Origin of the sequence: Nocardia sp. NPDC058058, assembly GCF_042885355.1 — a bacterium.
Classification (GTDB): Bacteria; Actinomycetota; Actinomycetes; order Mycobacteriales; family Mycobacteriaceae; genus Nocardia.
On record NZ_JBHVSA010000003.1, the window covers coordinates 1,304,434 to 1,327,263 of the forward strand.

27 protein-coding genes are annotated in these 22,830 nt (G+C 64.9%); 12 read left to right on the forward strand and 15 right to left on the reverse strand.

Annotated elements, in window-relative coordinates; all coding sequences use genetic code 11:
* The first annotated feature begins 13 nt into the window (after positions 1 to 13).
* A complete protein-coding gene (locus tag ACFVUS_RS29835) occupies positions 14 to 877 on the forward strand; it encodes a haloalkane dehalogenase (protein ID WP_387773752.1) in 864 nt (287 codons plus the stop codon).
* A gap of 54 nt (positions 878 to 931) precedes the next feature.
* Here the strand turns inward: ACFVUS_RS29835 and ACFVUS_RS29840 are convergent, their stop codons facing one another.
* Together ACFVUS_RS29840 and ACFVUS_RS29845 are read right to left on the reverse strand one after the other, a co-directional pair.
* Positions 932 to 1,717: a Rossmann-like fold-containing protein gene (locus ACFVUS_RS29840; protein ID WP_387773755.1), complete on the reverse strand. Its 786-nt coding sequence runs from the start codon at positions 1,715 to 1,717 to the stop codon at positions 932 to 934.
* Between the two features lie 145 nt (positions 1,718 to 1,862).
* Positions 1,863 to 2,267: a winged helix-turn-helix transcriptional regulator gene (locus tag ACFVUS_RS29845; protein ID WP_387773758.1), complete on the reverse strand. Its 405-nt coding sequence runs from the start codon at positions 2,265 to 2,267 to the stop codon at positions 1,863 to 1,865.
* Positions 2,268 to 2,342: 75 nt separating this feature from the next.
* On the opposite strand from ACFVUS_RS29845, the gene ACFVUS_RS29850 reads away from it, so the two are divergent.
* Positions 2,343 to 2,774, forward strand: coding sequence for a RidA family protein (locus ACFVUS_RS29850; protein ID WP_387773761.1), 432 nt, complete (start codon positions 2,343 to 2,345; stop codon positions 2,772 to 2,774).
* A gap of 9 nt (positions 2,775 to 2,783) precedes the next feature.
* Here ACFVUS_RS29850 and ACFVUS_RS29855 read toward each other — a convergent pair whose 3' ends face one another.
* Entirely contained in the window at positions 2,784 to 3,356 is a 573-nt protein-coding gene (locus ACFVUS_RS29855; RefSeq protein WP_387773764.1) for a TetR/AcrR family transcriptional regulator, read from the reverse strand.
* A 170-nt stretch (positions 3,357 to 3,526) separates the two neighbouring features.
* On the opposite strand from ACFVUS_RS29855, the gene ACFVUS_RS29860 reads away from it, so the two are divergent.
* Positions 3,527 to 3,886 carry a hypothetical protein gene (locus ACFVUS_RS29860; protein ID WP_387773767.1) on the forward strand — a complete coding sequence of 120 codons (360 nt, stop codon included), beginning with the start codon at positions 3,527 to 3,529 and terminating at the stop codon, positions 3,884 to 3,886.
* Here the strand turns inward: ACFVUS_RS29860 and ACFVUS_RS29865 are convergent.
* Together ACFVUS_RS29865 and ACFVUS_RS29870 are read right to left on the reverse strand one after the other, a co-directional pair.
* On the reverse strand, positions 3,827 to 4,597 hold the full coding sequence (locus tag ACFVUS_RS29865) for a TetR/AcrR family transcriptional regulator (protein WP_387773769.1): 771 nt from the start codon (positions 4,595 to 4,597) through the stop codon (positions 3,827 to 3,829). The genes ACFVUS_RS29860 and ACFVUS_RS29865 overlap by 60 nt on opposite strands.
* A 21-nt stretch (positions 4,598 to 4,618) precedes the next feature.
* Positions 4,619 to 4,885, reverse strand: a complete 267-nt coding sequence (locus tag ACFVUS_RS29870) for a hypothetical protein (RefSeq protein ID WP_387773772.1) — start codon at positions 4,883 to 4,885, stop codon at positions 4,619 to 4,621.
* A gap of 304 nt (positions 4,886 to 5,189) precedes the next feature.
* Here ACFVUS_RS29870 and ACFVUS_RS29875 point away from each other — a divergent pair, with 304 nt between their 5' ends.
* The 4 genes from ACFVUS_RS29875 (at position 5,190) to ACFVUS_RS29890 (ending at position 10,061) form a co-directional block, all read left to right on the forward strand.
* Positions 5,190 to 9,005: a hypothetical protein gene (locus tag ACFVUS_RS29875; RefSeq protein WP_387773774.1), complete on the forward strand. Its 3,816-nt coding sequence runs from the start codon at positions 5,190 to 5,192 to the stop codon at positions 9,003 to 9,005.
* 144 nt (positions 9,006 to 9,149) lie between these two features.
* On the forward strand, positions 9,150 to 9,380 hold the full coding sequence (locus ACFVUS_RS29880) for a hypothetical protein (protein ID WP_387773777.1): 231 nt from the start codon (positions 9,150 to 9,152) through the stop codon (positions 9,378 to 9,380).
* Between the two features lie 58 nt (positions 9,381 to 9,438).
* Complete coding sequence (locus ACFVUS_RS29885) at positions 9,439 to 9,750, forward strand: hypothetical protein (RefSeq protein WP_387773780.1); 312 nt, start codon at positions 9,439 to 9,441, stop codon at positions 9,748 to 9,750.
* A gap of 77 nt (positions 9,751 to 9,827) precedes the next feature.
* Positions 9,828 to 10,061: a hypothetical protein gene (locus tag ACFVUS_RS29890; RefSeq protein WP_387773783.1), complete on the forward strand. Its 234-nt coding sequence runs from the start codon at positions 9,828 to 9,830 to the stop codon at positions 10,059 to 10,061.
* 36 nt (positions 10,062 to 10,097) lie between these two features.
* Here the strand turns inward: ACFVUS_RS29890 and ACFVUS_RS29895 are convergent, their stop codons facing one another.
* Together ACFVUS_RS29895 and ACFVUS_RS29900 are read right to left on the reverse strand one after the other, a co-directional pair.
* The gene (locus ACFVUS_RS29895; protein ID WP_387773786.1) at positions 10,098 to 10,442 is read right to left on the reverse strand and encodes a DUF732 domain-containing protein; all 345 of its coding nucleotides are present in this window, start codon (positions 10,440 to 10,442) and stop codon (positions 10,098 to 10,100) included.
* 127 nt (positions 10,443 to 10,569) lie between these two features.
* Positions 10,570 to 12,096: an alpha/beta hydrolase gene (locus ACFVUS_RS29900; protein ID WP_387773789.1), complete on the reverse strand. Its 1,527-nt coding sequence runs from the start codon at positions 12,094 to 12,096 to the stop codon at positions 10,570 to 10,572.
* Between the two features lie 431 nt (positions 12,097 to 12,527).
* Between ACFVUS_RS29900 and ACFVUS_RS29905 the strand changes: the two genes are divergently transcribed.
* Together ACFVUS_RS29905 and ACFVUS_RS29910 are read left to right on the forward strand one after the other, a co-directional pair.
* Positions 12,528 to 14,492: a TerD family protein gene (locus tag ACFVUS_RS29905; protein ID WP_387774747.1), complete on the forward strand. Its 1,965-nt coding sequence runs from the start codon at positions 12,528 to 12,530 to the stop codon at positions 14,490 to 14,492.
* A gap of 110 nt (positions 14,493 to 14,602) precedes the next feature.
* Positions 14,603 to 15,721, forward strand: coding sequence for a hypothetical protein (locus ACFVUS_RS29910; protein ID WP_387773792.1), 1,119 nt, complete (start codon positions 14,603 to 14,605; stop codon positions 15,719 to 15,721).
* Between the two features lie 140 nt (positions 15,722 to 15,861).
* On the opposite strand, the gene ACFVUS_RS29915 is transcribed toward ACFVUS_RS29910, so the two are convergent.
* Genes ACFVUS_RS29915 through ACFVUS_RS29935 form a run of 5 tightly spaced genes read right to left on the reverse strand, consistent with a single transcriptional unit; the run spans position 15,862 to position 18,288 of the window.
* On the reverse strand, positions 15,862 to 16,383 hold the full coding sequence (locus ACFVUS_RS29915; RefSeq protein WP_387773795.1) for a hypothetical protein: 522 nt from the start codon (positions 16,381 to 16,383) through the stop codon (positions 15,862 to 15,864).
* Positions 16,380 to 16,649, reverse strand: a complete 270-nt coding sequence (locus tag ACFVUS_RS29920) for an Ada metal-binding domain-containing protein (protein ID WP_387773798.1) — start codon at positions 16,647 to 16,649, stop codon at positions 16,380 to 16,382. The genes ACFVUS_RS29915 and ACFVUS_RS29920 overlap by 4 nt, the downstream gene beginning before the upstream one ends.
* An 18-nt stretch (positions 16,650 to 16,667) precedes the next feature.
* Positions 16,668 to 17,282 carry a methylated-DNA--[protein]-cysteine S-methyltransferase gene (locus ACFVUS_RS29925; RefSeq protein ID WP_387773801.1) on the reverse strand — a complete coding sequence of 205 codons (615 nt, stop codon included), beginning with the start codon at positions 17,280 to 17,282 and terminating at the stop codon, positions 16,668 to 16,670.
* Positions 17,279 to 17,770: an RNA polymerase sigma factor gene (locus ACFVUS_RS29930; RefSeq protein ID WP_387773803.1), complete on the reverse strand. Its 492-nt coding sequence runs from the start codon at positions 17,768 to 17,770 to the stop codon at positions 17,279 to 17,281. The genes ACFVUS_RS29925 and ACFVUS_RS29930 overlap by 4 nt, the downstream gene beginning before the upstream one ends.
* A gap of 2 nt (positions 17,771 to 17,772) precedes the next feature.
* Complete coding sequence (locus ACFVUS_RS29935) at positions 17,773 to 18,288, reverse strand: methylated-DNA--[protein]-cysteine S-methyltransferase (RefSeq protein ID WP_387773806.1); 516 nt, start codon at positions 18,286 to 18,288, stop codon at positions 17,773 to 17,775.
* Between the two features lie 172 nt (positions 18,289 to 18,460).
* Here ACFVUS_RS29935 and ACFVUS_RS29940 point away from each other — a divergent pair, with 172 nt between their 5' ends.
* The gene (locus ACFVUS_RS29940) at positions 18,461 to 19,168 is read left to right on the forward strand and encodes a PAS and ANTAR domain-containing protein (protein ID WP_387774750.1); all 708 of its coding nucleotides are present in this window, start codon (positions 18,461 to 18,463) and stop codon (positions 19,166 to 19,168) included.
* Positions 19,169 to 19,173: 5 nt separating this feature from the next.
* On the opposite strand, the gene ACFVUS_RS29945 is transcribed toward ACFVUS_RS29940, so the two are convergent.
* The 3 genes from ACFVUS_RS29945 to ACFVUS_RS29955 all read right to left on the reverse strand — a co-directional run bounded on the left by ACFVUS_RS29945 (position 19,174) and on the right by ACFVUS_RS29955 (position 20,827).
* Positions 19,174 to 19,740 (reverse strand): DUF6968 family protein, encoded by a 567-nt coding sequence (locus ACFVUS_RS29945; RefSeq protein ID WP_387773809.1) that lies wholly within the window; start codon positions 19,738 to 19,740, stop codon positions 19,174 to 19,176.
* Positions 19,741 to 19,830: 90 nt separating this feature from the next.
* Entirely contained in the window at positions 19,831 to 20,100 is a 270-nt protein-coding gene (locus ACFVUS_RS29950; RefSeq protein ID WP_387773811.1) for a hypothetical protein, read from the reverse strand.
* A gap of 28 nt (positions 20,101 to 20,128) precedes the next feature.
* Positions 20,129 to 20,827, reverse strand: coding sequence for a TetR/AcrR family transcriptional regulator (locus ACFVUS_RS29955; RefSeq protein ID WP_387773814.1), 699 nt, complete (start codon positions 20,825 to 20,827; stop codon positions 20,129 to 20,131).
* A 95-nt stretch (positions 20,828 to 20,922) separates the two neighbouring features.
* Between ACFVUS_RS29955 and ACFVUS_RS29960 the strand changes: the two genes are divergently transcribed.
* Complete coding sequence (locus tag ACFVUS_RS29960) at positions 20,923 to 21,885, forward strand: zinc-binding dehydrogenase (protein ID WP_387773817.1); 963 nt, start codon at positions 20,923 to 20,925, stop codon at positions 21,883 to 21,885.
* A gap of 53 nt (positions 21,886 to 21,938) precedes the next feature.
* On the forward strand, positions 21,939 to 22,823 hold the full coding sequence (locus ACFVUS_RS29965; protein WP_387773820.1) for a hypothetical protein: 885 nt from the start codon (positions 21,939 to 21,941) through the stop codon (positions 22,821 to 22,823).
* Positions 22,824 to 22,830 lie beyond the last annotated feature (7 nt).

The window sequence follows — 22,830 nt, forward strand, 5'->3', positions numbered from 1 at the left end:
TCCGGGAGGCATCATGAGCAAGATCGACGTTCTCGACTCGCACATCGCGTACACCGATGTCGGCGCGGGGGCTCCCGTGGTATTCCTGCACGGCAATCCGACATCGTCGTATATGTGGCGCAATGTCATTCCGCACCTCTCCGGTGAGATGCGTTGTCTGGCACCGGATCTTATCGGGATGGGCGATTCGGGTAAGCCCGATGTCGACTATCGCTACGACGACCATATGCGCTACCTCGACGCCTGGTTCGAGGCGCTGGATCTGAGCGATATCGTCATCGTCGGCCACGACTGGGGTGCCCCGCTCGGTGTGGACTGGGCGCGCCGACACCCCGATCGGGTGCGCGCGATCGCACTGCTGCAACCGGTGCTGCGCCCGCTCACCTGGCCGGAGCTGGGTCCGGTCGCGGAGCTGTTCGCCAAGTTTCGCGGTCCCGAGGGCGAACGCCTGATTCTCCAGGACAACGTCTTCATCGAAGGAACACTTCGCAGCACCACGCCCAGCCTGACGGAGTCGGATATGGCGATCTACCGCGCGCCCTACCCCGACCCGGAGTCGCGCCGTCCACTGCTCGCGTGGCCGCGCGAACTCCCGATCGACGGCGAACCCGCCGATGTGGTCGACCACGTGCTGACGAACGGCAAATGGCTCGGCACGACACCCGAAGTCCCCAAACTGCTTCTGCACGTCGATGATGAGCCGGGAATCGCGATCCCACCCGCCGCCCGCGCGTGGATAGTCGACAACGTTGCCGCCGTCGAACTGGTCGCGGTGGGTCCCGGCGGTCACCATTCGCCCGAGGATCAGCCGGACACGATCGGCCGGGCGCTCGTGTCCTGGCTGCGCGACAACAACTTTGGCTTCACGTCCCGTTGAAACGACGAGTGTCGGCAGCCACCGGGCGACGCGCCTCGGTGGCTCGGGCGAGAGTCAGTGCTGCGTCGCGATTTTGGCCTTGATCTTCTCGATGTCGGGGTGCGTGTTGATCCATGCCGGGAGTTCCGCGGGGCTGGTGGCGCGCAGGATGTGCTCGACGATATTGGGGTCGAGCCAATTGCTGTTGTCGCGGTACAGGATGCCGAGTTCTTCGGCCTGGAAGGTGTCACCGGTGTTGCGGGCGACCCATTTGGTGCCGAACCTGATGTGGCCGACGAATTCCAGTCCGGCGGGTTCGCCGTACGCGGCCGCGTAGTCGGGGACTTCGAGCTGAAGGCCTGTCAGGCCGATCTTGCCCTTGGGGTGCGTACCCACGTACGGCCAGCCGACCACGGTGATCAGGACCAGTCCGCGCGGTTCCCGGTTCAGCCGGGTGTTCTCCAGTACGCCGCTGAACAATGTGTGATTGTCGGTGGAGGACTCCAGGTACGACGACATGCCCGGATCCTGGCTGTTGCCGTAGGTTCCCGCGTGCGGGTTCCGGAAGATGATCACATCGAAGGGCCCGAATGAATTGCCCTGTGTCGCATCCACTCCGAGCGCCACATTGACTCCGTTGGCCCGCAGAGCGGTGATGTTCTGCTCGACCCGGTCACCGTACTGCTGCTTCAGGTCGGTCAGTGCCCGCAGCTCGGTGGCCACCAGGTCCACCGGCATATGCGGGTTGTCGGCGTTCGGGTCGAATGGAACGAATGGCGGCAGCTTCAGCACCTGCATGGTGTCGTTCAGGTAGTCGATCACGTGGGAGAAGTCGCCGCAGCCGTAGAGGAGTACACGCATGGGAATTACCCGCGATTCTGCATATCGAATGCGTTCCGGCCCGACGCCGGAAACACGCCCGCTAATTGTAGAAGCGGATGTTGTTGTGCCGCAGGGGATTAGGAGCGGCATACCATAACGTCCGGTCGGAATGCCGGCGGTGGTGTCAGCGGGCCGCGGAATCGTCCGGGGCGGCATCGAAGCGAGTGCGGGCGTCGTCGATATGGCCGAGGTACTCGTGGGTCCAATCGCACATCCCATGCACGAGCTCGCGCAGCACGTGGCCGGGCTGAGTGAGGGTGTAGTCCACGCGGGGTGGAACGGTGGGGTACACGGTGCGCTCGATCAGGCCGTTGCGTTCGAGCATGCGCAGGTTCTGGGTGAGCATCTTGTGGCTGATGCCCTCGATCGTATTGCGCAGCTCGCTGAATCGCATCGTGCGCTCGCCGAGCAGATCGACGATCAGGAACGACCATTTGTTGGCGATGTCGGTGAATATCTCGCGGGCGAGCGAATCCGCGCGCGTCACATCGGCCGCGTCGAGCGGGCTCTCGAAGTGCTTGGTTCCCATCCGGTTCCTCGGTTACCTGAAGGTGCGTTCTTCCCTGTCCGCGCTCACTCTCCTACGGTGACCGAGTATCCGCAAGTGACTAAGTGGGAGGACGGCGCTATGGGCATCGAACTGACGAATGTGGACGGACTGCCGAAGATCGAGCTGTACCACCAGGTATCGGTGGCGACCGGATCCCGGCTGGTGCATATCGCCGGTCAGGTGTCATGGGACGCCGAGGGAACCACCATCGGTGCCGGCGACCTGGCCGCTCAGGTGGAGCGGTGCTATCTCAATATCGGCGCTGCCCTCGCACAGCTCGGTGGCAGCTTCGACGACGTCGCCAATCTCACTGCCTACGTGGTGGATTGGACTCCGGACAAGATGCCCGAGCTCGTCGACGGCATGGCGCGCGCGGCGGCGAAGCTCGGGACCACCGCCACGCCACCGGCCACCCTGCTGGGTGTCGCCGCGCTCGATATCCCCGATCATCTGGTCGAGATCACCGCCACCGCGGTTCTGGAGTAGGTCCGGCTCTCAGGTGAGGGATTGGCTTGCTGTGCGCAGATCTCGCAGGGCCGCAAGGGTATACGGCGCGAGTTCGGCGTCCTGGCTGGCGTCGAGCCAGTTGGCGTAGCCGCATTTGAACGCGAGAATGCCCAATTCGGCCGCGAGGTGCGCGGTGGGATTGGGCACGTCGCGGGCGAGCAGGGCATCGGTCATGGCCGCTGCCATGCCGACGCTCTTGAGGGCGTCCCGCTCCTGGAGTTCGGCATTGGCGGCGATGGCCGCGGCCAGGCGCGGTGCGAGTTCGCGATTCATCGGACCCATTGCGCCGGAAGCGCGTTCGAGGCCCGCCGCGACCGCTTCGAGGGGTGTCGCGTCCGCGGGGGCTTCGGCGATGCCCTCGGTCAGCAGTTGGCTCAGGGTCTGCTGACCGGCGCTCAGAAGTTCGCGTTTGTCCGAGAAGTGGCGGAAGAACGTGCTTTTGGTGACTCCGGCGCGCTCGGCGATCTGGGTGACCGTCGTGGTGTCGAAGCCCTGTTCGGTGAACAGGTCCACCGCGGCCAGCACCAGCCGCTCACGTGCCCCGGGTTCCCATCGCGCCATGAGAGCCATGATAGGTGATGGGACAAAAGTTCCATCGGGGTGTTCCTTTCATGAATTCCCGATAATTTCTCGGCTATTCCTCGGATTCGGAAGAATATTCTTTTGTCGATTTTAATTCTCGAATACATTTCGGAGGCCGATTCGAAATACCGAGAGAAAGTAGGGTTGAAATGGCCATCTCTATTGAACGAAGCGCCGAGCAGCGCCGCAATCGCGTTCCCCGCACCCTGATGCGCACCGTCGCGGCGGGCGGCGTGCTGGCCATTGCCGCTGTGCTGGCGCAGCAGGCTGCCGGTATCGCATCGGCCGATGCGCCCGCGGCGGAATCTGTCGGCTGGTACGGCTACGACTGGCCGAACCTGGCTCGGCCGCTGTACGAGACCCCGCCGCCGGTCTACGGGCCGCCGGTGTACACCCCGCCACAGGTTTACGCGCCGCCGCCGGCGTACACCGCGCCGCAGATTCTGGTGCTACCTCGTTCCGGCAGCGCGGGCGGTGGCAGTTCGGCCGGAAGCTCCACCGGAAGCTGATCCCGTCTGGCCGAGGAATGGCGGATGATATGCCGATTCCTCGGTCAGCAAGGTGGAGAACGCCGTGGTGATGAAATCCCCGAGCATATTGATCGCGAGGGCCGAGGTCGGCGGTGGATAGTCGGCGAGGGCGAGCTTCACGCACGCGGTGGTGAGCGCGCTGGCACCGACATCGATCACCAGGTTCACCCGGTCCAGCTGATGTGCGGTCACGTCCGGTCTGCGCAGGTAGCACACCCCGATCACGATCTGGGACAGCGCACGGTCGATCACCGCGTGCAGACTGCCCTCCCTACTGCCGGGGATCTCCTGGTCGAGCAGCCGGATAGCGTCACGCTGTTGCCAGACGGCTTCGAAGATCGCGCGGGCCACCGCTACGGCGGCACCGCGGGGTCCGCCCGGATGGGCGCGGGAGGTCAGCTCGAGGAATGACGCGTCCAGTGCGGTCTGCACCCGGTGCGCGGTGCGGACCCGCACGGCCGTGATCAGATCCTCCTTATCGGCGAAATAGCGATACAGCGTGCCGATTCCGATTCCCGCGCGTTCGGCGACGGCGTTGGTGCTGAGTTCGGCGTATCCGACGCGGGCAAGGACCTGGGCGGTCGCCTCGATAATGTGGTCCCGGGTTTGTATCGCCCGTGATTGCACCGGGCGACGGCGACTTCCGGACGCGGGGGTGGTTCGGCCGTTCACGCTGATTTTGTCGATCATTCGATGCACTCCGTCCATTCCTTACACGTGTTCCATGAGCGCCGATGCGGGATATTCGGGCAGCATCAGCAAGGTCGCGATCAGTGGGGTATTCGGGCTCATCACCCCGAGCAAACCGGAGGCGCGCACCAGCGGAGCCAGCTGCCTGATTCGATGACAGTGCAGGCGATATTCCTCGGGAAACCGCCACGGGTCGATGTCGGTCACCGCTCCCGCCAGCATTACGAAGGCGGCTACCGCACCCTGCTGCGGATTGATCTGAGGTTTGGCGTGCGAACTCATATCCATGACACGAACTCCTGTCCTCGAGGTGCGGATCCAGCCCAGCTCGCGACTCGTAACCGGGGGATTGCGAATGAGAAGAATGTTTGAACGCGCTCGTTGTGCTGTCAACGAGGCTGACGCCTTGTGGGAGGCAAAACCGCAGGTGGGATGTCCACGACCAGGTTCCCGGGACGGTATCTCGTAACATGATGGAAACGCGAAATCTCTTGACAAGGTGCGATATCGCTTGCCGGCTGGCTGCTACCGTCTGCGTAGTCGCGAGCACGGTGTGTAGTCGTTCCGCCCATCGAATGTTCCGGGAGTCCGCGTGGTAGCAGGTGGGCGTGACCATTTCGCCGAGCGACTGACGAGATTGTTCGCCCTCGCGGGGAATCCCGTCCTCAAATCCGTTGTCCGTCGCGCCAACTCCCGCAGCGCGCCCGGTGCGCCCAAGGTGACCGGTCAGCGCATCAGCGACTGGCGGCGTGGAAATACCGTCCCCTCCAGTTTCGAAGCGGTGCTGCCGGTGCTCGCGGTGCTTATCGACACCGCGCTGGAACAGCCGCGGTCGAACAATGCGGATCCGCGGCTATTCGACCTGATTCGCTGGCGCGAGCTGTGGACTCGCGCGAAACAGGATTCCGCGCAGACCGCCCCGCGCGTCCGCGAATTCGGTTATCCGCCCTACCGCGGACTTTCGCCATACCGAATAGAGGACGCCGACCTGTTCTTCGGCCGTGAAATCGCGCACGCGTCGGTGCTGCGCGCGATCGACGCCGCCGAATTCGGTACCGGTGATCCGCGGATCGTTCTGATCGTCGGGGTCTCCGGGGCCGGGAAATCCTCGCTGCTCTCGGCCGGTTTGCAGGCGAATTCGGGTGGTCGCGCGACCTTGCGGGTGGCAGTGGGCGAGCGACCCGACATCGCATTGCGTGCAGCGGCCGGTCGGATGCGCGGTGATTCGGACGTGCTATTGCTCATCGACCAGGCCGAGGAATTGTTCACCCTGTGCCGAGACGTCGCGATCCGCCGGGCATTTCTCGACGACCTGCGGTCATTGACCCTCCCGAGGCCCGGTGGCAGGCGGGTGACCGCGGTCCTCGCCTTCCGCTCGGACTTCTTCACCGACCTCATCGGATATGAGCCGCTGGCCACCGCGATGCGGAAATCCTCGGTCATCGTTGGCGCGATGACCGAGCCGGAACTCCGCGAAGTCATCACGCGACCCGCGCAGGCATGCGGGCTGACGGTGGAACCCGCGCTGGTTGACGTGGTCCTGCACGACCTGACCGCCGCCACCTCAGAAGATGGCGGGGCCGCGTTGCTGCCCTTGCTCTCCCACGTACTCGAGGTGACTTGGCAACGCCGTCGCGGCCGCACCCTGACCCTGGAGGCCTACCGGGACGCGGGCGGACTGGCCGGTTCGGTCGCCGCCGCGGCCGAGCGAGCATGGACCGCGCTCTCACCGGCCGAGCGGGACTCCGCCCGCGGCATCCTGATGGCGCTGACGGTGATCGGACCGCATTCGGTCACCAGGAATCGGGTCGCCATGAGCGTGCTGGTGCTCGAATCGGCCGATCCGCAGGCGACGACATCGGTCGTCGCACGGCTCACCGACGCGCGCCTGGTCATCGTCCACGATGAGCAGGTCGAATTGCTGCACGAGGCGGTCCTGCACGCGTGGCCGCGAATGGCGGAATGGATCGAGGCGGAGAAGGAGTTCGGGCCGACACGCCATCGCATCGAGGAGGATGCGCGATCGTGGTACGCGCAGGGCAAACCACGGGAAATGCTCTACGACCGCAAACGGCTGGAAGTGGTCGATACCGTTGCGGGCGATACGGATTCGATCAATCCGAGGGCACGGCTGTTCGTCGCCGAATCGGTCCGGAATCAGCGCCGATCCGCGTCGCGGCGACGGACCGGGTGGATCATCGCGGCGGTGCTCTGCACGATGACCCTGCTGGCGGCCTCGATCGCGGTGGCGGAGCGGCACGCCACCTCGCACGAACGGATCGCGGCCCAGGTGACCCGTTTGATCCAGGAATCGCAACGCGTCGAGAACTTCGATCCGGTGGCATCGACGCGAATGGCGTTGGCGGCGTATCGAATGCGTCCGGACAGCGTCGACACCCAGGCACGTTTGCTGTCCACGCAGGCCGCTCCGATCGTCACCGCATCGGCGGAACGACATGCGGGGCCGATCACCGAGCTGGCGTACGACCCGAACAAACGTGTCATCGCCAGCGCGGGCAAGGATGCGCTGGTGCGGTTGTGGTCCCTCGACGATGCGGGCATTCCCCGTGAGATCGGGGACGGGCTGCACGGGCATCGGCGCAGCGTCATGGATCTGCTGTTTGTTCCGGGCAGTGATGTGCTGGTCAGCGCGGGCTATGACGGGAGCATCCGTTTCTGGGATGTGCGGGATCCTCGGCAGGTCGGTGCGCTGGGGGTCATCGAGACCCCGTTTCCTGTTCTGGCACTGGCGTATTCGCGGGCGGGACGGTCGATCGTGGCGGGGGGTGCGGACGGGCAGCTCACGCTCGTCGATGCCGCTGATGCGGCGGCACCGCGCCTACTGCGCAGAGTGCCCGCGCATTCGGATTCGGTCGAATCGCTGACGACGGATCCTGCGGGCACACGGCTCGTCAGTGGCGCCGACGATCACACGATTCGGGTCTGGGACATGGCGGAGCCGGGGACGATGACCCCGATCGGTGCCCCGCTCGCGACCACCGGCGCTGTCACGGCGCTGGCCTGGGGGCCTGACGATCGTGTTGCCGCGGGAACCGGTGAGGGCGCCGTCGGCATGTGGTCGCTGGCCGACCCCGCTGACCCGCGCGGGCTCGGGTTGCCACGCACGGTGCACCAGGGCGCGGTCACAGCGTTGATTTTCAGTCCGAATGGCGAGATGGCATCGGGCAGCACCGACGGCATGATCTGCCTGTGGCGACTGACGCCGTCGGAGTTCTATCCGTCATCGCAGCCGGTCGGCGGCAATCGAGGCGCGATCAACGGGTTGCGACTGATCGGAGCGGACCGTGTGATTTCCGGGGGCGACGACGGCCGGGTCCGGGTGTGGTCTCGCGCGTCCGCGGATGTGCCCGTCGCGACCTCGTCGCCGTTCACGTCGGCTGAATTGAGCGCCAGCGGTTCGCGGCTGGTCACCAGCGGTAAGGACGGTCGTTTCCAAACCTGGTCGGTCGGTCCGGCGGAGGTCCGAATGACCGCCGATGTACAGGTGGCGACCCAGCCGTTCAGCGGTGTGGTGGCGGATATCCGTCCGGATGGCCAAGTGGTGTCCATCAGCGATATGAAGGGCGGGAATTTCCGGCTGTGGAGTTTGGCGGATCCCTCGGCGCCGGTTCCGCTCAGTGCCCCGATCAGCACCCGCACCAGGTATTTCACGGAGGCGGGCTTCACCTCGGACGGCAAGATCCTGGTCACCGGCGACACCGATATCGCGATTCAGCTGTGGGATGTCAGCGCTCCGGAGAATCCGCGCCGGCTGGGCAGCGGCACCGTGGAGGGGAGTCGGGTCTTTCGATCATTGGCGATATCCGCCGATGGGCGGTTGGCCGCGGTCGGATCGATGGACGGCACCATATATCTGTGGGATATCGCCGATCGCGATAAACCGCACGTCCAAGCTCGGCTGACCGGTCACCTGGGACCCGTCGCGACGTTGAGTTTCGGTGCGGACGGGCGATATCTCTACAGCGGCGGCCAGGACGAATCGATTCGGACCTGGGACGTGGCCGCGGCGGTGGCCGGTCGGCCCGCCGCCGCCGGTGTCATTCGCACACCGTCGGTGACGAATATGGCGCTGGATCGGACCGGCCGCCGACTGGTGACGGCAGGCGTCGATCAGTCCGTGCGGCTCTGGACTCTCGGTGATCCCGCGCATCCGCGGCCGCTCGGCGGCTCGATCTCCACGGCCGGGAGTTCGAACTGGTTCGTGCATTTCGACAATTCCGATGGAAGCCGGGTGCTCGGCGTCTCGGATATGGCGGCCGAGCGCTGGAGCACCGATCCGGAGCGGGTCGCGGCGATGCTCTGCCGAACACCGCTGACTTATCCGGGCAATGACAGTCCGCTCGAGGCATCGGTGCTCGATTCGAGCGTGGACCTGTGCCCGAAGTGAATTGTCGAGCAAATTCACTATTTGCGGACTGATCCTCGCTTTCGACGGAGTTTGCGTTGACGGTGAATTGGCGACCAATTAGCGTCCTGTTTCGGGGAAGCGAAAGGGAAGCCAATGAATCATCAGCTACGCAATGTCGTCATTATGGCGGCCGCCGCAATTTCGATCTTCGGCGCAGCTACTGCCGAATCGTTCGCCGCACCGGCGAACTTGGAGCCCGTGGCATCGTCGGGTAGCGGCGGCTCGAGCAAAAGTTCAGGATCGAGCGATATCACCCAATTGCCGTCCACACTTTCGGCTGACGCGAAGACCGCGTTCTGCGTATTCGAAAACGGCAGTTCGCTGTGGAAGCTCTTCTGGAAGTGCGTGCTGTAGCAGGAAATAGTCTTCGGATCGAGTCACGATCCGATCGAAAGAAATACAGGAGATTGACGTGGGAATTTCTGGCAATTCACATCGCGGTGGTATCCGGGTGATCGCCGCTGCCGGGGCAGGCGCGGTCGCGCTGTCCGCCGCCGCGCTGCTCGGCACCGCTGTCGCCAACGCCGACATCGAACTACAGCAGGTCAGCCCGGTTGCGGCCGACCAGAACACCGGTTCGGCCGGGTCCGGTTCGTCGCAGTCCAAGATCGAGGACAAGTCCTCGGGCTCCTCGCACTCCAAGACGGAGAATTCGTCGGGTTCGTCCTCCATTCTGTTGGACCTCGGGCGCCTGGGCTCGGGTTCGGGAAGCAAGGGCAAGTAGACGATCCGAAGTAGAGACTGCCGCCCGGCCGAATAGATTCCGGCCGGGCGGCAGTCCCTCACCCGAGAAGGTGCGGCATGCTCGATATCGTGCTGATGGTAGAAGCCGCGGACCGTGTGGCGGCATTGTTCGACGACCCGCGATTTCGGAAGAAGATCGCGTCGATCTGTGAAACCCGGCAATTGGCGGCCTTCGCCCTGCTGCTGGAGCGAGCGGGCAATATCGAAAGCGCCGAGCACTTGGTAACGTCTGATCGCCGGGCACATGCCGGGTCGAATTCGGTCATTGCGAATGTGCGGCACCGATTGTGACTGTGCGTCAGGGGAGCTGAGCGACGGTCGGTGTGGTCAGTTCGTGGCCTGGTCGTTGAATTCGGGGCAGTAGAAAGTGATGGCCTGGTTCACGATCTTGCGGGCCTCATCGCTGGTGTACAGCGGAGATGAGGTGGTTGCCGGGATGGCGGCGACCGTTTTCACCTCGTCGGCGGCCGTGCGCCCCTGTTCGCGCATCTCCCGGCAGACGGTTTTCGCGGTGGCGAAGATGTCTCCGTCCTCGGTGGGCACCTGCTCGTGCTTGACCGCGGCCAGGAACGCGACGTCTTTGGTGGAGGGTGACTCGGTATCCGAGCCGCACGCGGTCAGGACGGCAATGCTGATCGCTATCGGCAACGCGGCCAGAAGTCGTGCGCTCATGCCACCTCGAATTGCCTCGTGGGATACGGCGTTTCAGGATCATCACACAGTCGCGCGGCCCGGCGTGAGATTCGCCGCCGAGGCCGGAGGCGTGTCGGCGATGCCGGGTATGCGGGTCAGTCGTCGATCACAGCGTGCAGCGCGCGTCGGCGGGTGGGCTTCGGAGTTCGACGAGGTAGTCCTCGACGGCTTTGTTGACGCAGGCGTTGGTGGCGGCGAAGGCGACGGTGTGCTGGTTGCCCTCGACTGTGAGCGCGGTGCCGCCGAGGGCCGCGGCCAGTTTCAGGCCGCCCTCGTAGGGGGTGGCGGGGTCGCCGGTGATCGAAATGGTGAGGGTCGGGGGCAGGCCCTTGATGCCGGTGGCGTACGGGTAGCTGAGAGTTGTTGTGGCGGGCCAGAATTCGCAACCGTCGCGGGCTCCGTCCGGGCCGCGGCCGGGATCCAGGAAGGGGGCGACGCGGTAGATGTCTCTGCGCAGGTCGGTTTCCTGTTCGGGGGTATGACGCTGCTCGTCCATACAGTTGATCGCGTAGTTGGCATCGGCGATATTGGGCCAGCGGCCGTCGGTGCCGCGGCCGCCGAAGGCATCGCCGATTTTGCGGAGTGTGTCGCCGTGCCCGGTGCGGATCTGGGCGAGGCCGGCGGTGAGGGCGGGCCAGACCGCCGAGTCATAGAGTCCGGCGATCACGGACCCCACCGCGAGTGGATAATCCGCAATTCGGTTGTCTCCCGCCGGAATCGGATGATCCAGCAGCGGCCGCACAATGCGCTGAAATTCCGTGACGGCCTGGCTCGCGTCGGTGCCCAGCGGACAGTCGGGTCGGGTGGCGCAGTCGGCGGCCATGGCGTCGAAGGCTCGCTGGAAGCTCGTGAACTGCGAAATTCGACGCTCGGCCGTGCCGGTGGTGGGATCGATTCCACCGTCGAGCACCATCGCGCGTACTCGATCCGGAAAGAGCTCGGCGTACACCGCGCCCAGCCGCGTGCCATAGCTCTGCCCGAAATAGGACAGCTTGGTGTCGCCGACAGCGGCGCGCAGGATATCCATGTCCCGTGCCGCATCGCGGGTGCCCACATGGGCGAGTGCCTCTCGGCCTCCGGAGCCCTTCGCGCACCGGTCGACCAATGCGCGGGTGTCCGACTCGGTGAACCGGCCCACCGTGGCGGCGGTGGGGAAAACGGCTGCGCCACTGTCATCTTCGGCATCGGTATAGCAGCGCATCGACGGGCTGGAAGCGCCGACGCCGCGCGGATCGAAGCCGATCAGATCGAATCGCTCGCTGAGCCTGCTCTGCGCCCACGTTGTCGCCGCCGCGGCGGCCATACCCATCCCCGGCCCGCCCGGCCCACCGGGATTGAGCAGCAGCGACCCGAGGCGCTCACCCCGCGCGGGCACCTTCAGCACCGCTATCCGCATCGTGTCCCCGCCCGGGTCGGCGTAATCACGCGGTACCTCCAGCCGCCCGCACCCGAATCGGGGATCGCCGAAAGCCTTCTCGTCCGACGCGGTGGTCGCGTACCCGTCGCATGAGGAGAACACCAGTTTCTGGTCATAGAACCGCTGCAAGCGCTCGGAATCCGACTGCGTGCCGGAACACGCCCCGAGCGCCACGGTCAGCGCCAAAACCGAAGCGGCCGTTGTCGATATCCTCATTCCCGCCACTCCCGAGCCCCGCGAATACTCCACGCCATTGCGCTCCTCCTCGCTGATCCAGGACCGGTTGATTCACCCCACTGGCTGTGCCCCATCGGCGAACACACAAACACGCGAAGTCCATTCGCCCCCGCCGCAACGCCGAGCGGTAACAGGCAGACACGCCGGTTCTCTCACTGGAGCGGCCCGTTGGTCTTTTCGACTACCGCGCCGGCTGCAATGTCCCGCGGTGTGGCGAATACGCGAGATGATCGTCAGCCACACACTCGCAGACCATAGAATTGATGCTCGCTCAGACTCTGGCACAGAGCTTGACGTAGATGTCGAAAACCTGGAGGGACGCACGACTTCGACCTGTATGGCGATCCGGTAGATGTCGATGACCTCAGCTGACAGAACGGCGCAAGCAATCAAAGAAGGGGTTGGTGCGGGTGCCCGGTCCGAGGCTCTCCAAGGGACAGAATCTGCCGTTGCCGGACTACGTGCGGCGGATCCGCGTAGTAATCGGGTGGACGGATCCGCAGATCGATATCGATGCCTCCGCGCTGCTACTCGGGAGCAACGGAAAGGTGGCCTCGGACAGCGATTTCGTCTTCTACAACCAACCCGCGTCACCGGGCGGATCGGTTCGATTCCTGGGCATCAGTGCCACCGATGACGGCGTGGAGGCTCGAATCGCGATGGACCTGTCGACATTGTCCAGTGCTATCCGCTCCGTGGCTGTGGTCGGAAGTCTCGATTCCCACTCGTTCGGTGCTCTCGGCGATCTGACCCTCACCATCGTCGATGAGAACGAGCACGTGCTGGCGGAGTACATCACGGTCGACGCCACCACGGAATCAGCGCTCCAGTTCGGGGAGGTATACCGTCACGGTAACGGCTGGAAGGTCAGGGCGATTGGACAGGGCTGGGCGTCTGGACTCGCCGGTCTGGCAACGGATTTCGGTGTAGACGTCGACGGAGAGGCCGGGCTCGAGCCTGCCGAGGTTTCGGTTGAGTCCTCTGCGCCGGAACCATCTCGGTCTGCTATGCCTCCGGTCGAGATTGCGCACCACGATATTGGCTCTCCGTACAGGCTGTGGACCCAGGCGCGGAAGTTCTGCGACTACGAGCTCACCGTCGAGCCGCAGTATCTGCCGGCGATTCGCAGCCTGTACCCGAGGGACTTCCCGGAGAAGGACGGTGAGCTGAGGCCAGTGGTGGAACTCATTCCCGAACCCAATGGGCCATTGGGGCAATGGGCGGTATCGGTTCGAACAGCGGACCGGACGATCGGTTATCTCGGAACCGAGGACGCTCGGCGCTGGGCAGGGGTTGTGCGGAGAATCATCGCTTCAGGATTTGTGCCGACGACCTCCAGCCGAATTTGGGCCAGGGAGGACGACGGGTTCGACGGAGTCGAATTCCGTGCGTATGTTCAGCTCTCACTCGGCGATCCCGACGATGCCATCCCGCTGAATGAGCCGCCTGCGGCTCCGTACACAATGCTGCCGCGGTCGTCAATCGTCCAGGTTACGAAAGAAGATGAGTATTTCGATTCGCTTCGGAAGTTCGTCCCGCACAAGGGCTTCGGACTGCTGTTCGTCACTCTGGGGGAGAGCGTGCCCGATACGGGCAGAGGCAAGCCGCATGTGGAGGTGCGCGTCGACGGTGAGAAGGTCGGGCAATTGACCCCGCAGATGAGCCAGCGATTCCTTCCGATGATTCGGCACCTGCGTGAACGCGGACTTATTACGGCTTGCTGGGCAGACATCACCGGCTCGGCGGTTGCGGCGAAGCTCCGCATCGACGCGATCAAGGCCAACGAAGCAACCTCGGAGGTGCTGGACGGTCCACCTGCCACCATTCCGAAGCTGGGGTCCGCGTTGCCGGATCCACTCGCCTACGACCTCACACCTTTGCGGACGAAACTCGTGCCGCTCGCGCCGATTCCCCCGTTGCCGACAGCACCCATACCCGCGGAGCCGCCGGAAGGGTCGGTAGTACGTTTCGAGAAGGGCGGTCGATACAACTATGTCGCCGTCCGGCGTGGTAACCGATGGGAGACCACTGCGACAGGGGACTGGGGATCTATCAACGAAGCAATGGCCTGGACGCAATTGGCGTCCAGGGTCCGCAAGTTCGACATCGCGACCGCCTGGAGTCCGATAGATCCACGCGACGACGCTCGGGTGCGTGTTCCTCTGGCGGTCATACGATTCACAGTGGGTGCCACGTACATCGCGGCCATCAATGTCCGCGTCGGCGGCCGCCAGGACGGTGATTGGTACACGACAATCACAGCGCAGGCTGAGGAGCGATTACCGCTCAGCGCCTGTCCGGATTGGTCGGAGATAGTTCAGTCCGGCCGACAGATTCAGGTGGTTACCGCCTGGGCGCCGATCCGTGTGTCTTGACGCATGACGGAGTTCGTATGGCGTGCCGGATCCACTGCACTCCAACGCTATTCGATGCTCCATCGACCAGATAGAGTCGAGTGCGGTCTTTGTTCGAGGGGAGCTTCCAGGTGTCGATTGCGTCAAATCCATTGGTTGACGGCGAATTCTGGTACATCGAAGCCGAATCCTTGCCGGAGGGCCTGCAGTCGAAACTGCGTGAGCGCAGTCAAGCCGGATACCGCGAGCCACGCCCGGTCTCTCCGAATGAGCTCAGGCGCCTGGATTCAGAGGTAGTGCGGTTGGAGGACCGAGCCCGGCAAGCACTGCTCGATAGGGCTGACCCGAGCCATATTCGACACCTCAAAGATCTCGTCAAGCACACCAAATCGCAACGGCTAGAGTCGATTTCTGGGGAATCTCCGGATGCGCTCGTCGTCGAGTTCGGGCGATGGTCGATCATCGCCGCGCCGTTCGTCGCGATGGCGAGTTTTGCGGCTCTGGCAGCGAAGGACGCGGGATTTCCGACAGCGGTAGTTGTCCCGGTTGTGCTGGCCGCCTTCATGGTTGGGCTGCCATTCTTACTTCGGCCCTCGGGCTCGCTCGCGCTGAGCGGTGCCGAACTCACGTTGATCCGAGAAGCGACTCGTAGCATCCGGATATCCGACAGGAACCGGGCCGTCGCGCTACTGAGGAAGCATGAGCGTCCCAGAGACGCTGCCGATCTGGTAGCCATCGCTGCCCATCTCGGAGAGCTTGTCACAACAAGCCCAGCCTGGACCAGCCGCTATCTGGAATCGCATCGCTCGCAGTTCGACGTGCACGAAGAGGTCCGGCAGATCGCGAGGAACGCCGCGAAATACCACACGATGTTGCAACGGCTGAAGGTGGCGCCGACGGGCGCCACCCGCACCGCGGAACTTGCGAGCACAGCCCAAGACAGAGCGAGACAGCAACTTTCGGTCGTCTGGACGACGCTGCAGAAGCGTGTTGATGCGCTCGCCGAATTCTCTTCGCACATAAAGCAACTCGAGATCGAGCTGCACAATGCCGAACTGACCCGTCAAGCGCTGGACATGGATGATGACTTGGCCGAACTCATGGCCTCGTCCGCGGCAAACGAGATCGCGGCAAGCCAATTACGCCACATGAGTGACCAGGCCGAGGGATTGACCCTCGCCATCCATGAGCTCGTCGACCAGCTGCACGCCGACCTGCAGACGTTGCGCGCGCTCGCGCCATCGGCCTAACAACGCGCGGGCATCTTTTCCGGTGCGGCCTGCTGGAAGATCTGGAGAATACTCAGCCGTGATCGGCTGAGTACGGAAACCCGGACCTGCCGTCCTGTACTTGGCGGTCGACTATGAGACCGTTTGCAGTACAACGAGTTCTACTCGCCATCTCGAGGAGCGGGCAGGAGCAGGCCGTCGGTGACGGTCCAGGTCGATCCGTCGAGTTCGACGCCGGTCAGCCCTTCCAGGTAGGCGGTCCCGACCAGTGCCAGCGCGGCGGGGTCGGCGATGGTGGCGACGATCGTGTCGCGGGCGGACCAGGTGGTCGACCACAGCAGCCGCCGGGTCATCTGCGCCCACCCCAGCCGAGGCCCCGTCATGATCCACAAATCCGTTGGGGCGGTGGTGAATCGGCGGGCTTGGCGCAGCCACGATGCCGCGGTCTCGGGCCAGGTGATGTGGTCGGCGATCAGCCCGCCGCCACGTTCCCATTGGTCCGCGACCGCGGCCGTTGTCGCTATCGCGGCGGGTGTGCGCCCCGATCCCAAAGTCAGGGTGCGGGCACCCCGCGCGCGAGCCGCCGTGATGATGGCGGCGATCAGGGCGTCGGTCGGAGCGGGAATGTCCTCATCCGTGTGGGATATGTTGTGCAGCAATGGGGTTGGTGACACCGCGGTCATCGACTTCGTTCCTTCCAGGTGAGGTAGCGGTCCGGGCAGCAGATCGCGCACGGTCGGTAGCCCGCTGCGACCGCGGTTGCCTCGTTCGCGAAGAACACCCGGAACTTCACGTAGTGTCCGGCCGCGATCGCGCGCACCGCCGAGCGGCAGTCCAGCCGCCCGTAGATCCTGCTGCGCCGATGCCCACCCCACCGCCCGGGTGTGCCGGAGCGATACGCATTCCCGGTGGCATCGAGCAGCAGGTAGGTGCGCGGCAGGTCAGGCATTGGGGAACGCCGTGGCCGTCATGCGGCCTCCAGGTCCAGCAGCAGATGCTTGGCCTCGGCACCGCCGACATATCCGCCGAGGCTGCCGTCGGAGCGCAGCACCCGATGGCACGGCACGACCACCGGCAGCGGATTGGTCGCACATGCCGTGCCGACCGCCCGCACCGCCTTGGGATTGCCGACCAGCTCGGCGACCTGGCCGTAGCTGCGGGTCTGCCCGTATCCGATCTCGGGCAGATGCTGCTGCACGATCTGCCGGAAGCCGTGCGACAGCGAAAGATCCAGCGGCAGATCGAAAGACGTACGCCGCCGGGCGAAATACTCGTCGATCTCACGTACGGCGTCATCGAGGCGTCCCGGGGCCCGCAGGATCCGCGGGCTCACCTTGTGGGCGAGGGTCTCGAGCACGCCGTCGTGGCCCTCCCTGGCATAGGCCACTCGAATCAGGCCCTTCGGTGTGGCGGCCAACAGCAACCGCCCGACGGGGGTGTCCATGGTCGTGTAGGCGATGTCGATCAGCTCGGCCTGCTCGGCCTTGCGCTCGAGCAGTCGGTGCAGCCGAACCATCGTGGTTTCGTCCACGGATGCCGACAGAGCGGCGAGCACGTCATCGTCGTGGTGCAGCTCGTTCATCGTGTCGCTCCTTTCAATGTCGCGTCCGGATAGGTTTTGCGCAGGTTCTTCACACCGTCGGCCGCCGCGCGTCGTGCGGCGTCGGTGCTGCCGCCGAGGATCTGCGCGATCTCGGTGTAGGGCAGTCCGGCCACATAGTGGTAGGCGATGGCTTGACGTTGTTTGTCCGGCAATGCCGCCACGGCCGCCCAGACTCCGGCATCGTCGGCCCCGACAACTCCGTTGCCGATCGGCTCGTCGGGCATCTGCTCGACCGGCAGCGGATTGCGTTTGGTCGCGCGGACCGCGTCGATCGCTTTGCGGTGTGCGATGGTCACCAGCCACGCCTCGATATTCGCGGTGTCCGGCAGCTCCGGGTACGCGCGCATCGCGGCCAGAAATGTCTCGGACCAGGCATCCTCGGCATCGTGCGTGCCGAGAATGACCCGGCAGACCCGCAACACCGTCGGCCCGTGTTCGGTCACGACCGCCTCGAACGGTGGCTTCACGCTCAGAACAGCCTTCCCGCGCTGACCATCGCCGGCTCTTCGAGCTCGAGCAGCGCGCGTTTGCGCTTCAGCCCGCCCGCGTATCCGGTCAGCGATCCGTTCGCCCCGATCACCCGATGGCACGGGATGAAGATACACAGCGGATTGGCCCCCACGGCCTGTCCGACCAGGTACGCCGCCGACCGATCACCGAGCTGTTCGGCGATCTGCCCGTAAGTGACGGTCGCCCCGAACCCGATCGCGCCGACCCGCTCCCACACCCGCCGCTGAAAGTCGTTGCCGGCCGGACTCATTGGCAGATCGAACTCCCGCCGCTGCCCGGCCAGATACTCATGCAACTGCCCGGCGGCTTCGCCCAGTAGATCGTCATCGACAATCGACACCGCCGCCCCGAACAGCTCTTGGGCCGGTCGCCGAACGTGATGCCGGAAATACACCCCGGTGACAGCATCATCGTCCGCCACGATCGTGACCGGGCCGAGCATGGCGGTGTCGATCACCGCGTGCCGAGTAGTCATCTGCATCCCCTTCTCTCGTTCTCACCCTGTAGACGTCGGGCAGGCTTGAAACGTGAGATCGGGATGAGAGATCGGATCGCCGGGTTCGCTGTGCCCGCGTTTCCGGGCCGAGGACAACGGTGTCCGGTTTCCACCTGTCGGAGGATGCGTGCACACTGGTGCGGTGACGGAGATGGAGTCGGCGATCGCTGAGGACGCGGCCGAGGTAGAGCAGTCGAGCGGCCCGGTCGGCGCCGATGAGATCGCCGAAGTGGAATCTGTGATCGGTGCGGGGACGCCGCAGCCCATCGGTAGTTTTCGCTTCTGGTTCACCGAGCAGCGCTGGGAGTGGTCCGACGAGGTCGCGGCCATGCACGGTTACGCGCCCGGGGAGGTCGAGCCGACCACCGAGCTCTTGCTCGCGCACAAGCACCCCGAGGATCGCGACCGCGTGGCGGGTGCCATCACCAACATGATCGAGAACGGTGAACCGTTCTCCAGCCGGCACCGGATCATCGACACCGGCGGTTTCGAGCACGAAGTGATCGCGGTGGCCGACCTGATGGCCGATGATCAGGGTTCGATCGTCGGGACTCTGGGCTACTACATCGAGATCACCGATATCGTGCAGGAAAACCCGGAGGAAGCGCTCCCCGAACTGTACGAGGGCCGCGAAACGATCGAGCAGGCCAAGGGTGCGCTCATGCTGATCTACGGGTTGACCCCCGACCAGGCCTTCCGACTGCTCAGGTGGCGATCACAGGAGACCAACGTCAAGCTACGCGCATTGGCGACCCGGTTGGTGGCCGAGCTGCGGCCCCTCACCAACGAGATACCGCAGTTCCGGACGCGCTTCGATCATCGTCTGCTGACCCTGCACGAACGCATCGTCTCCGACTGAGGTCTTCATGAGGCCCGGCTCAACGGCCAGTCCGCAGGCAGCATCAAGCGGGCTCCGATCATGCGTAGCGCGGTGAGCAGGGCCTGGATCTCATCGAGACCCGATGCGATCGCAGGCGGTTTGCCGTCGATGCGGAATTCGCAGATGTAATAGCGCTGTCCGGGCGCGCGGGTGGGTCTGCCGATTTCCACCGCGCAGGGGCCCATCCGGGTGATCAGGATGCGTAGCGCGATCAATTCGCTCCCGTCCCCACCGGTCGTCGGCGTCGGATCCGATCCGGTGCTCGGCGCCGCGGGAAAGCCCTGTTCGGAGGAGTCGAGCACGGTGAATCGGTGGCCATTGCTGTTCGCCCGCGTCAGAACGGCGCCTATGTCCACCAGCGCGTTGTAGAGCGCGGCCACGTCATCGCTGCCCGTGGCCGTGTATTCCCCCAGGCCCTCGATGCGGAAGCCCGCCGTTCCTCCACCATCGAGGGCCTGGGCGGGCCTGCCCATCTCGATCAGCACCGGTCGATCGCCATCGGTCACAGCCCTGGTCGCGATGACTTCTCCCACTTGATCACTCAACGTCACTCGCCTCTCCCACTAGCCGCCACTTCATGGCGGTACCCATTGGGCGGTGGCGCAACCGGGTATACGACCTGGGCTGCCGCTACCCAAGTGTCAGCGGGCCAGCCACGCCGCGAAGCGATTCGTCAGCAGTGGCATGATGCCCCACACCATGGCCGCCACCGCCACCGGCACGATACAGGCCAGCCGCAGCGGCGTCGGCAGATGTTCGAGGAGTGGACCGGAGACCGTCACCAGCACCGTCAGCATCGGGTAGAGCCCGAGCACGGTCAGCAGCCAGAACTTCCATTTGGCCGGGTGCGCAACGCTTTTGGTGGTGGCCGCAGCAGCGTGCTCTACCTGGATAACCTGTGTCGCCGACATCGCTGATGCCTTTCGTTCGCTTACATCGTCATGGGATAGACGACGCAGCGGGCTCGGATGTGACACGGCCCTTGGGGATTCTCGAATTCGAGTGTTGTGTGTTCGCCTGCCCGAGCCGCGCCACCGGTGGAAACTGTTTCGGGGCTTCGGGTTTCGGTGTCGCGCGGAATGCCTCGATCACATAGGCGGCGAAGCGGCGTGAGGCCGCGACCCGCACCGGTTGCGGTGCGTCGTGCAGACCCCGATGCGCCATGAGCATGAGGATCAGATCGTCGACGACGAAGTCGGGGCGCAACTGACCGGTGTGCTGGGCGCGTCGCGCCAGTTCGGCGATCGCGAGTGTGGTTCGGGTGCGGTCGGCGGTGAAGTCCATTGCCTCGGGGAACGCCGACATGAACGCGTCCGCGAATCCTCGGCTGTGCGCGTGTAATTCGCAGATGCGCTCGATCAGGTTCTCGAATCCGCGCCAGGGATCGGTGTCCGCGAGCGCGTCGCGGACCGCGCGGTGACAGGCGCGGCGTTGTTCGGCGAAAGTGTGCTCGATCAACGCCTGTTTGGTCGGGTAGTGCCTGTACAGGGTGGCCGGTCCGACTTCGGCATGCCGGGCGATCTCGCGCATCGGTGCGCCCAAACCGCTTTCGGCGAAGACCACGCGCGCGGCGTCCAGGATCCGAGCCTGGTTATCGCGGGCGTCGGAGCGAAGCGACTGAGACAAACGGTCGGTCATCGATATCACTTTAGCGAAGCGGACGCCGGCGTCCGTTACTGTCCGGCGGATGGCGCTGCCGGCAGCGGCGGGCGTTCGATTCGAGGAGTTCGACGATGAAAGCTGTTGTGGTCGGAACATTCGGGAAGCCCGAGGGGCTCGAGGTGATCGACCTTCCGACGCCTGATCCCGCCCCGGGACAGGTGCTGATCCGCACCGAGGCGATCGGAGTCGGCGGCGTGGACGCGGTCATCCGTCGGGGAACCCTTGCGGCATATGGCTTTCGGGAAGGCCATTTGCTCGGCAGCGAGGTGGCGGGAATCGTCACCCGAGTGGGGGAGCGCGTGGACTCCGCATGGATCGGGCGGCGCGTCTGGGCGTTCACCGGCTTGTCGGGTGGGTACGCCGAACAGGCGGTCGCCGCGCTCGAGGATGTGCTGCCGCTGCCAGATGGCCTCGGTGGCGCGGCCGCGGTGACCATCGGCGGATCCGGGGTGGTTGCCCACTTCGCCTTACAGCGCGCACATTTGGCGCCCGGGGAAACCGTCCTCGTGCGCGGCGCGGCGGGCAGTATCGGGATCGCGACCATCCAGCTCGCCGCCAAAGCCGGTGCGGGCGCGATAGCGGTCACCGCATCCTCGCCCGGACGTGGTGACCGCTTGCGAGACCTCGGCGCGACCCACGTCCTGGATCGATCCGGTAACGGCGGCCCGGGGGCGATCGCGGGCTTCGACGTGGTGATCGACGTCGTGGGAGGTCCGCATCTTCCACAGTTCCTGGACACGCTGAATCCCAACGGGCGATACGTGGCAGTGGGAGTGATCGGCGGTGAACCGCCCGCGGATTTCGGCATGCGGCTGATCGAGAACTTCCGTAAATCGCTCTCGTTCGCCACCTTCAGCGCCGACACCGTGCCCGGCCCCGACCGCAGTGCCGTGCGCGCGGCCCAATTCACCGACGCCGCTCACGGAGTGCTCCGCACCATCGTCCACAAGACGATGCCGCTGGACCAGGCGGTCCTGGCACACACCGAGATGGACGCGGGGCAGGTACTCGGGCGAATCGTGCTGGTGCCCTGAGATCGCACAGCACGCACACCGGATCTCCACACACGGTCGCTACATTGGCGGCTGTGAATCGAACGAGATGGCTGTCGGCGGCCGCTGTCGCGCACTCGGTGATCCGAGTTGTGCTGTCGCTGGCCATGATTGGCTTCGGGATGGTGAAAGTCATTCCGACGCAGTTCATTGCCTTCACGCTGCCGGGGGAGATGTTGGTGCCGCTGGGGGAGTCGTCCCCGTCCGGGATGCTGTGGAAATTCATGGCGAGTTCCACGCCCTACGTGGTTATCGCCGGGTCGGTGGAGGTGATCGGCGGGGTGCTGTTGATCTTCCGGCGCACCGTATTGTTCGGCGCGCTGGTGTGCATGGTGGCGTTGATCCAGGTGAGCACCCTCAATATCGCCTATCACGTGCCGGTGATCGCGCCACCGCTGGTGATGCTGGCCATGGCGTTGGCGGTAACGGTGCCATGGTGGCCGCGACTGATCGATGTGCTGTTCCGCAACCGAGATTCGGCGGCGCTACCGCAACCCCGCGCGGATCATCGGCGAATTCTGCTGGCGGGCACCGTCGCCCATCTGATGGCCGCGATACTCGTCGCAGTGCTCATGGGAGCCAACGGCATTCGGACCTATCACAACTACACCGAACGCCTCTCATCTCTCGACGGTGTATGGGCGGTGGACGAGTTTCGTGGCGACGGCCCCCGCTGGGTCCGGGTGGCGATCGATGACCGCCCTGCCTCGCGCCGGCTGGTCCTGCTCCGCGAGGACGGCGAGCTGACCGCGCAGGATCTGACCGTCGCGGAAGCGGTGCTGCACGTCGGCGAGTGGACGCTGCGATACACGGAGCGGGCCGACACCGGACTGCAACTGAGCGGCGATTTCGACGGAGCCCCGATGGACACGACCCTGCACCGCATCCCGCTGCGCACCGACGCACGCGACTTCCGCTGAAGAGCGG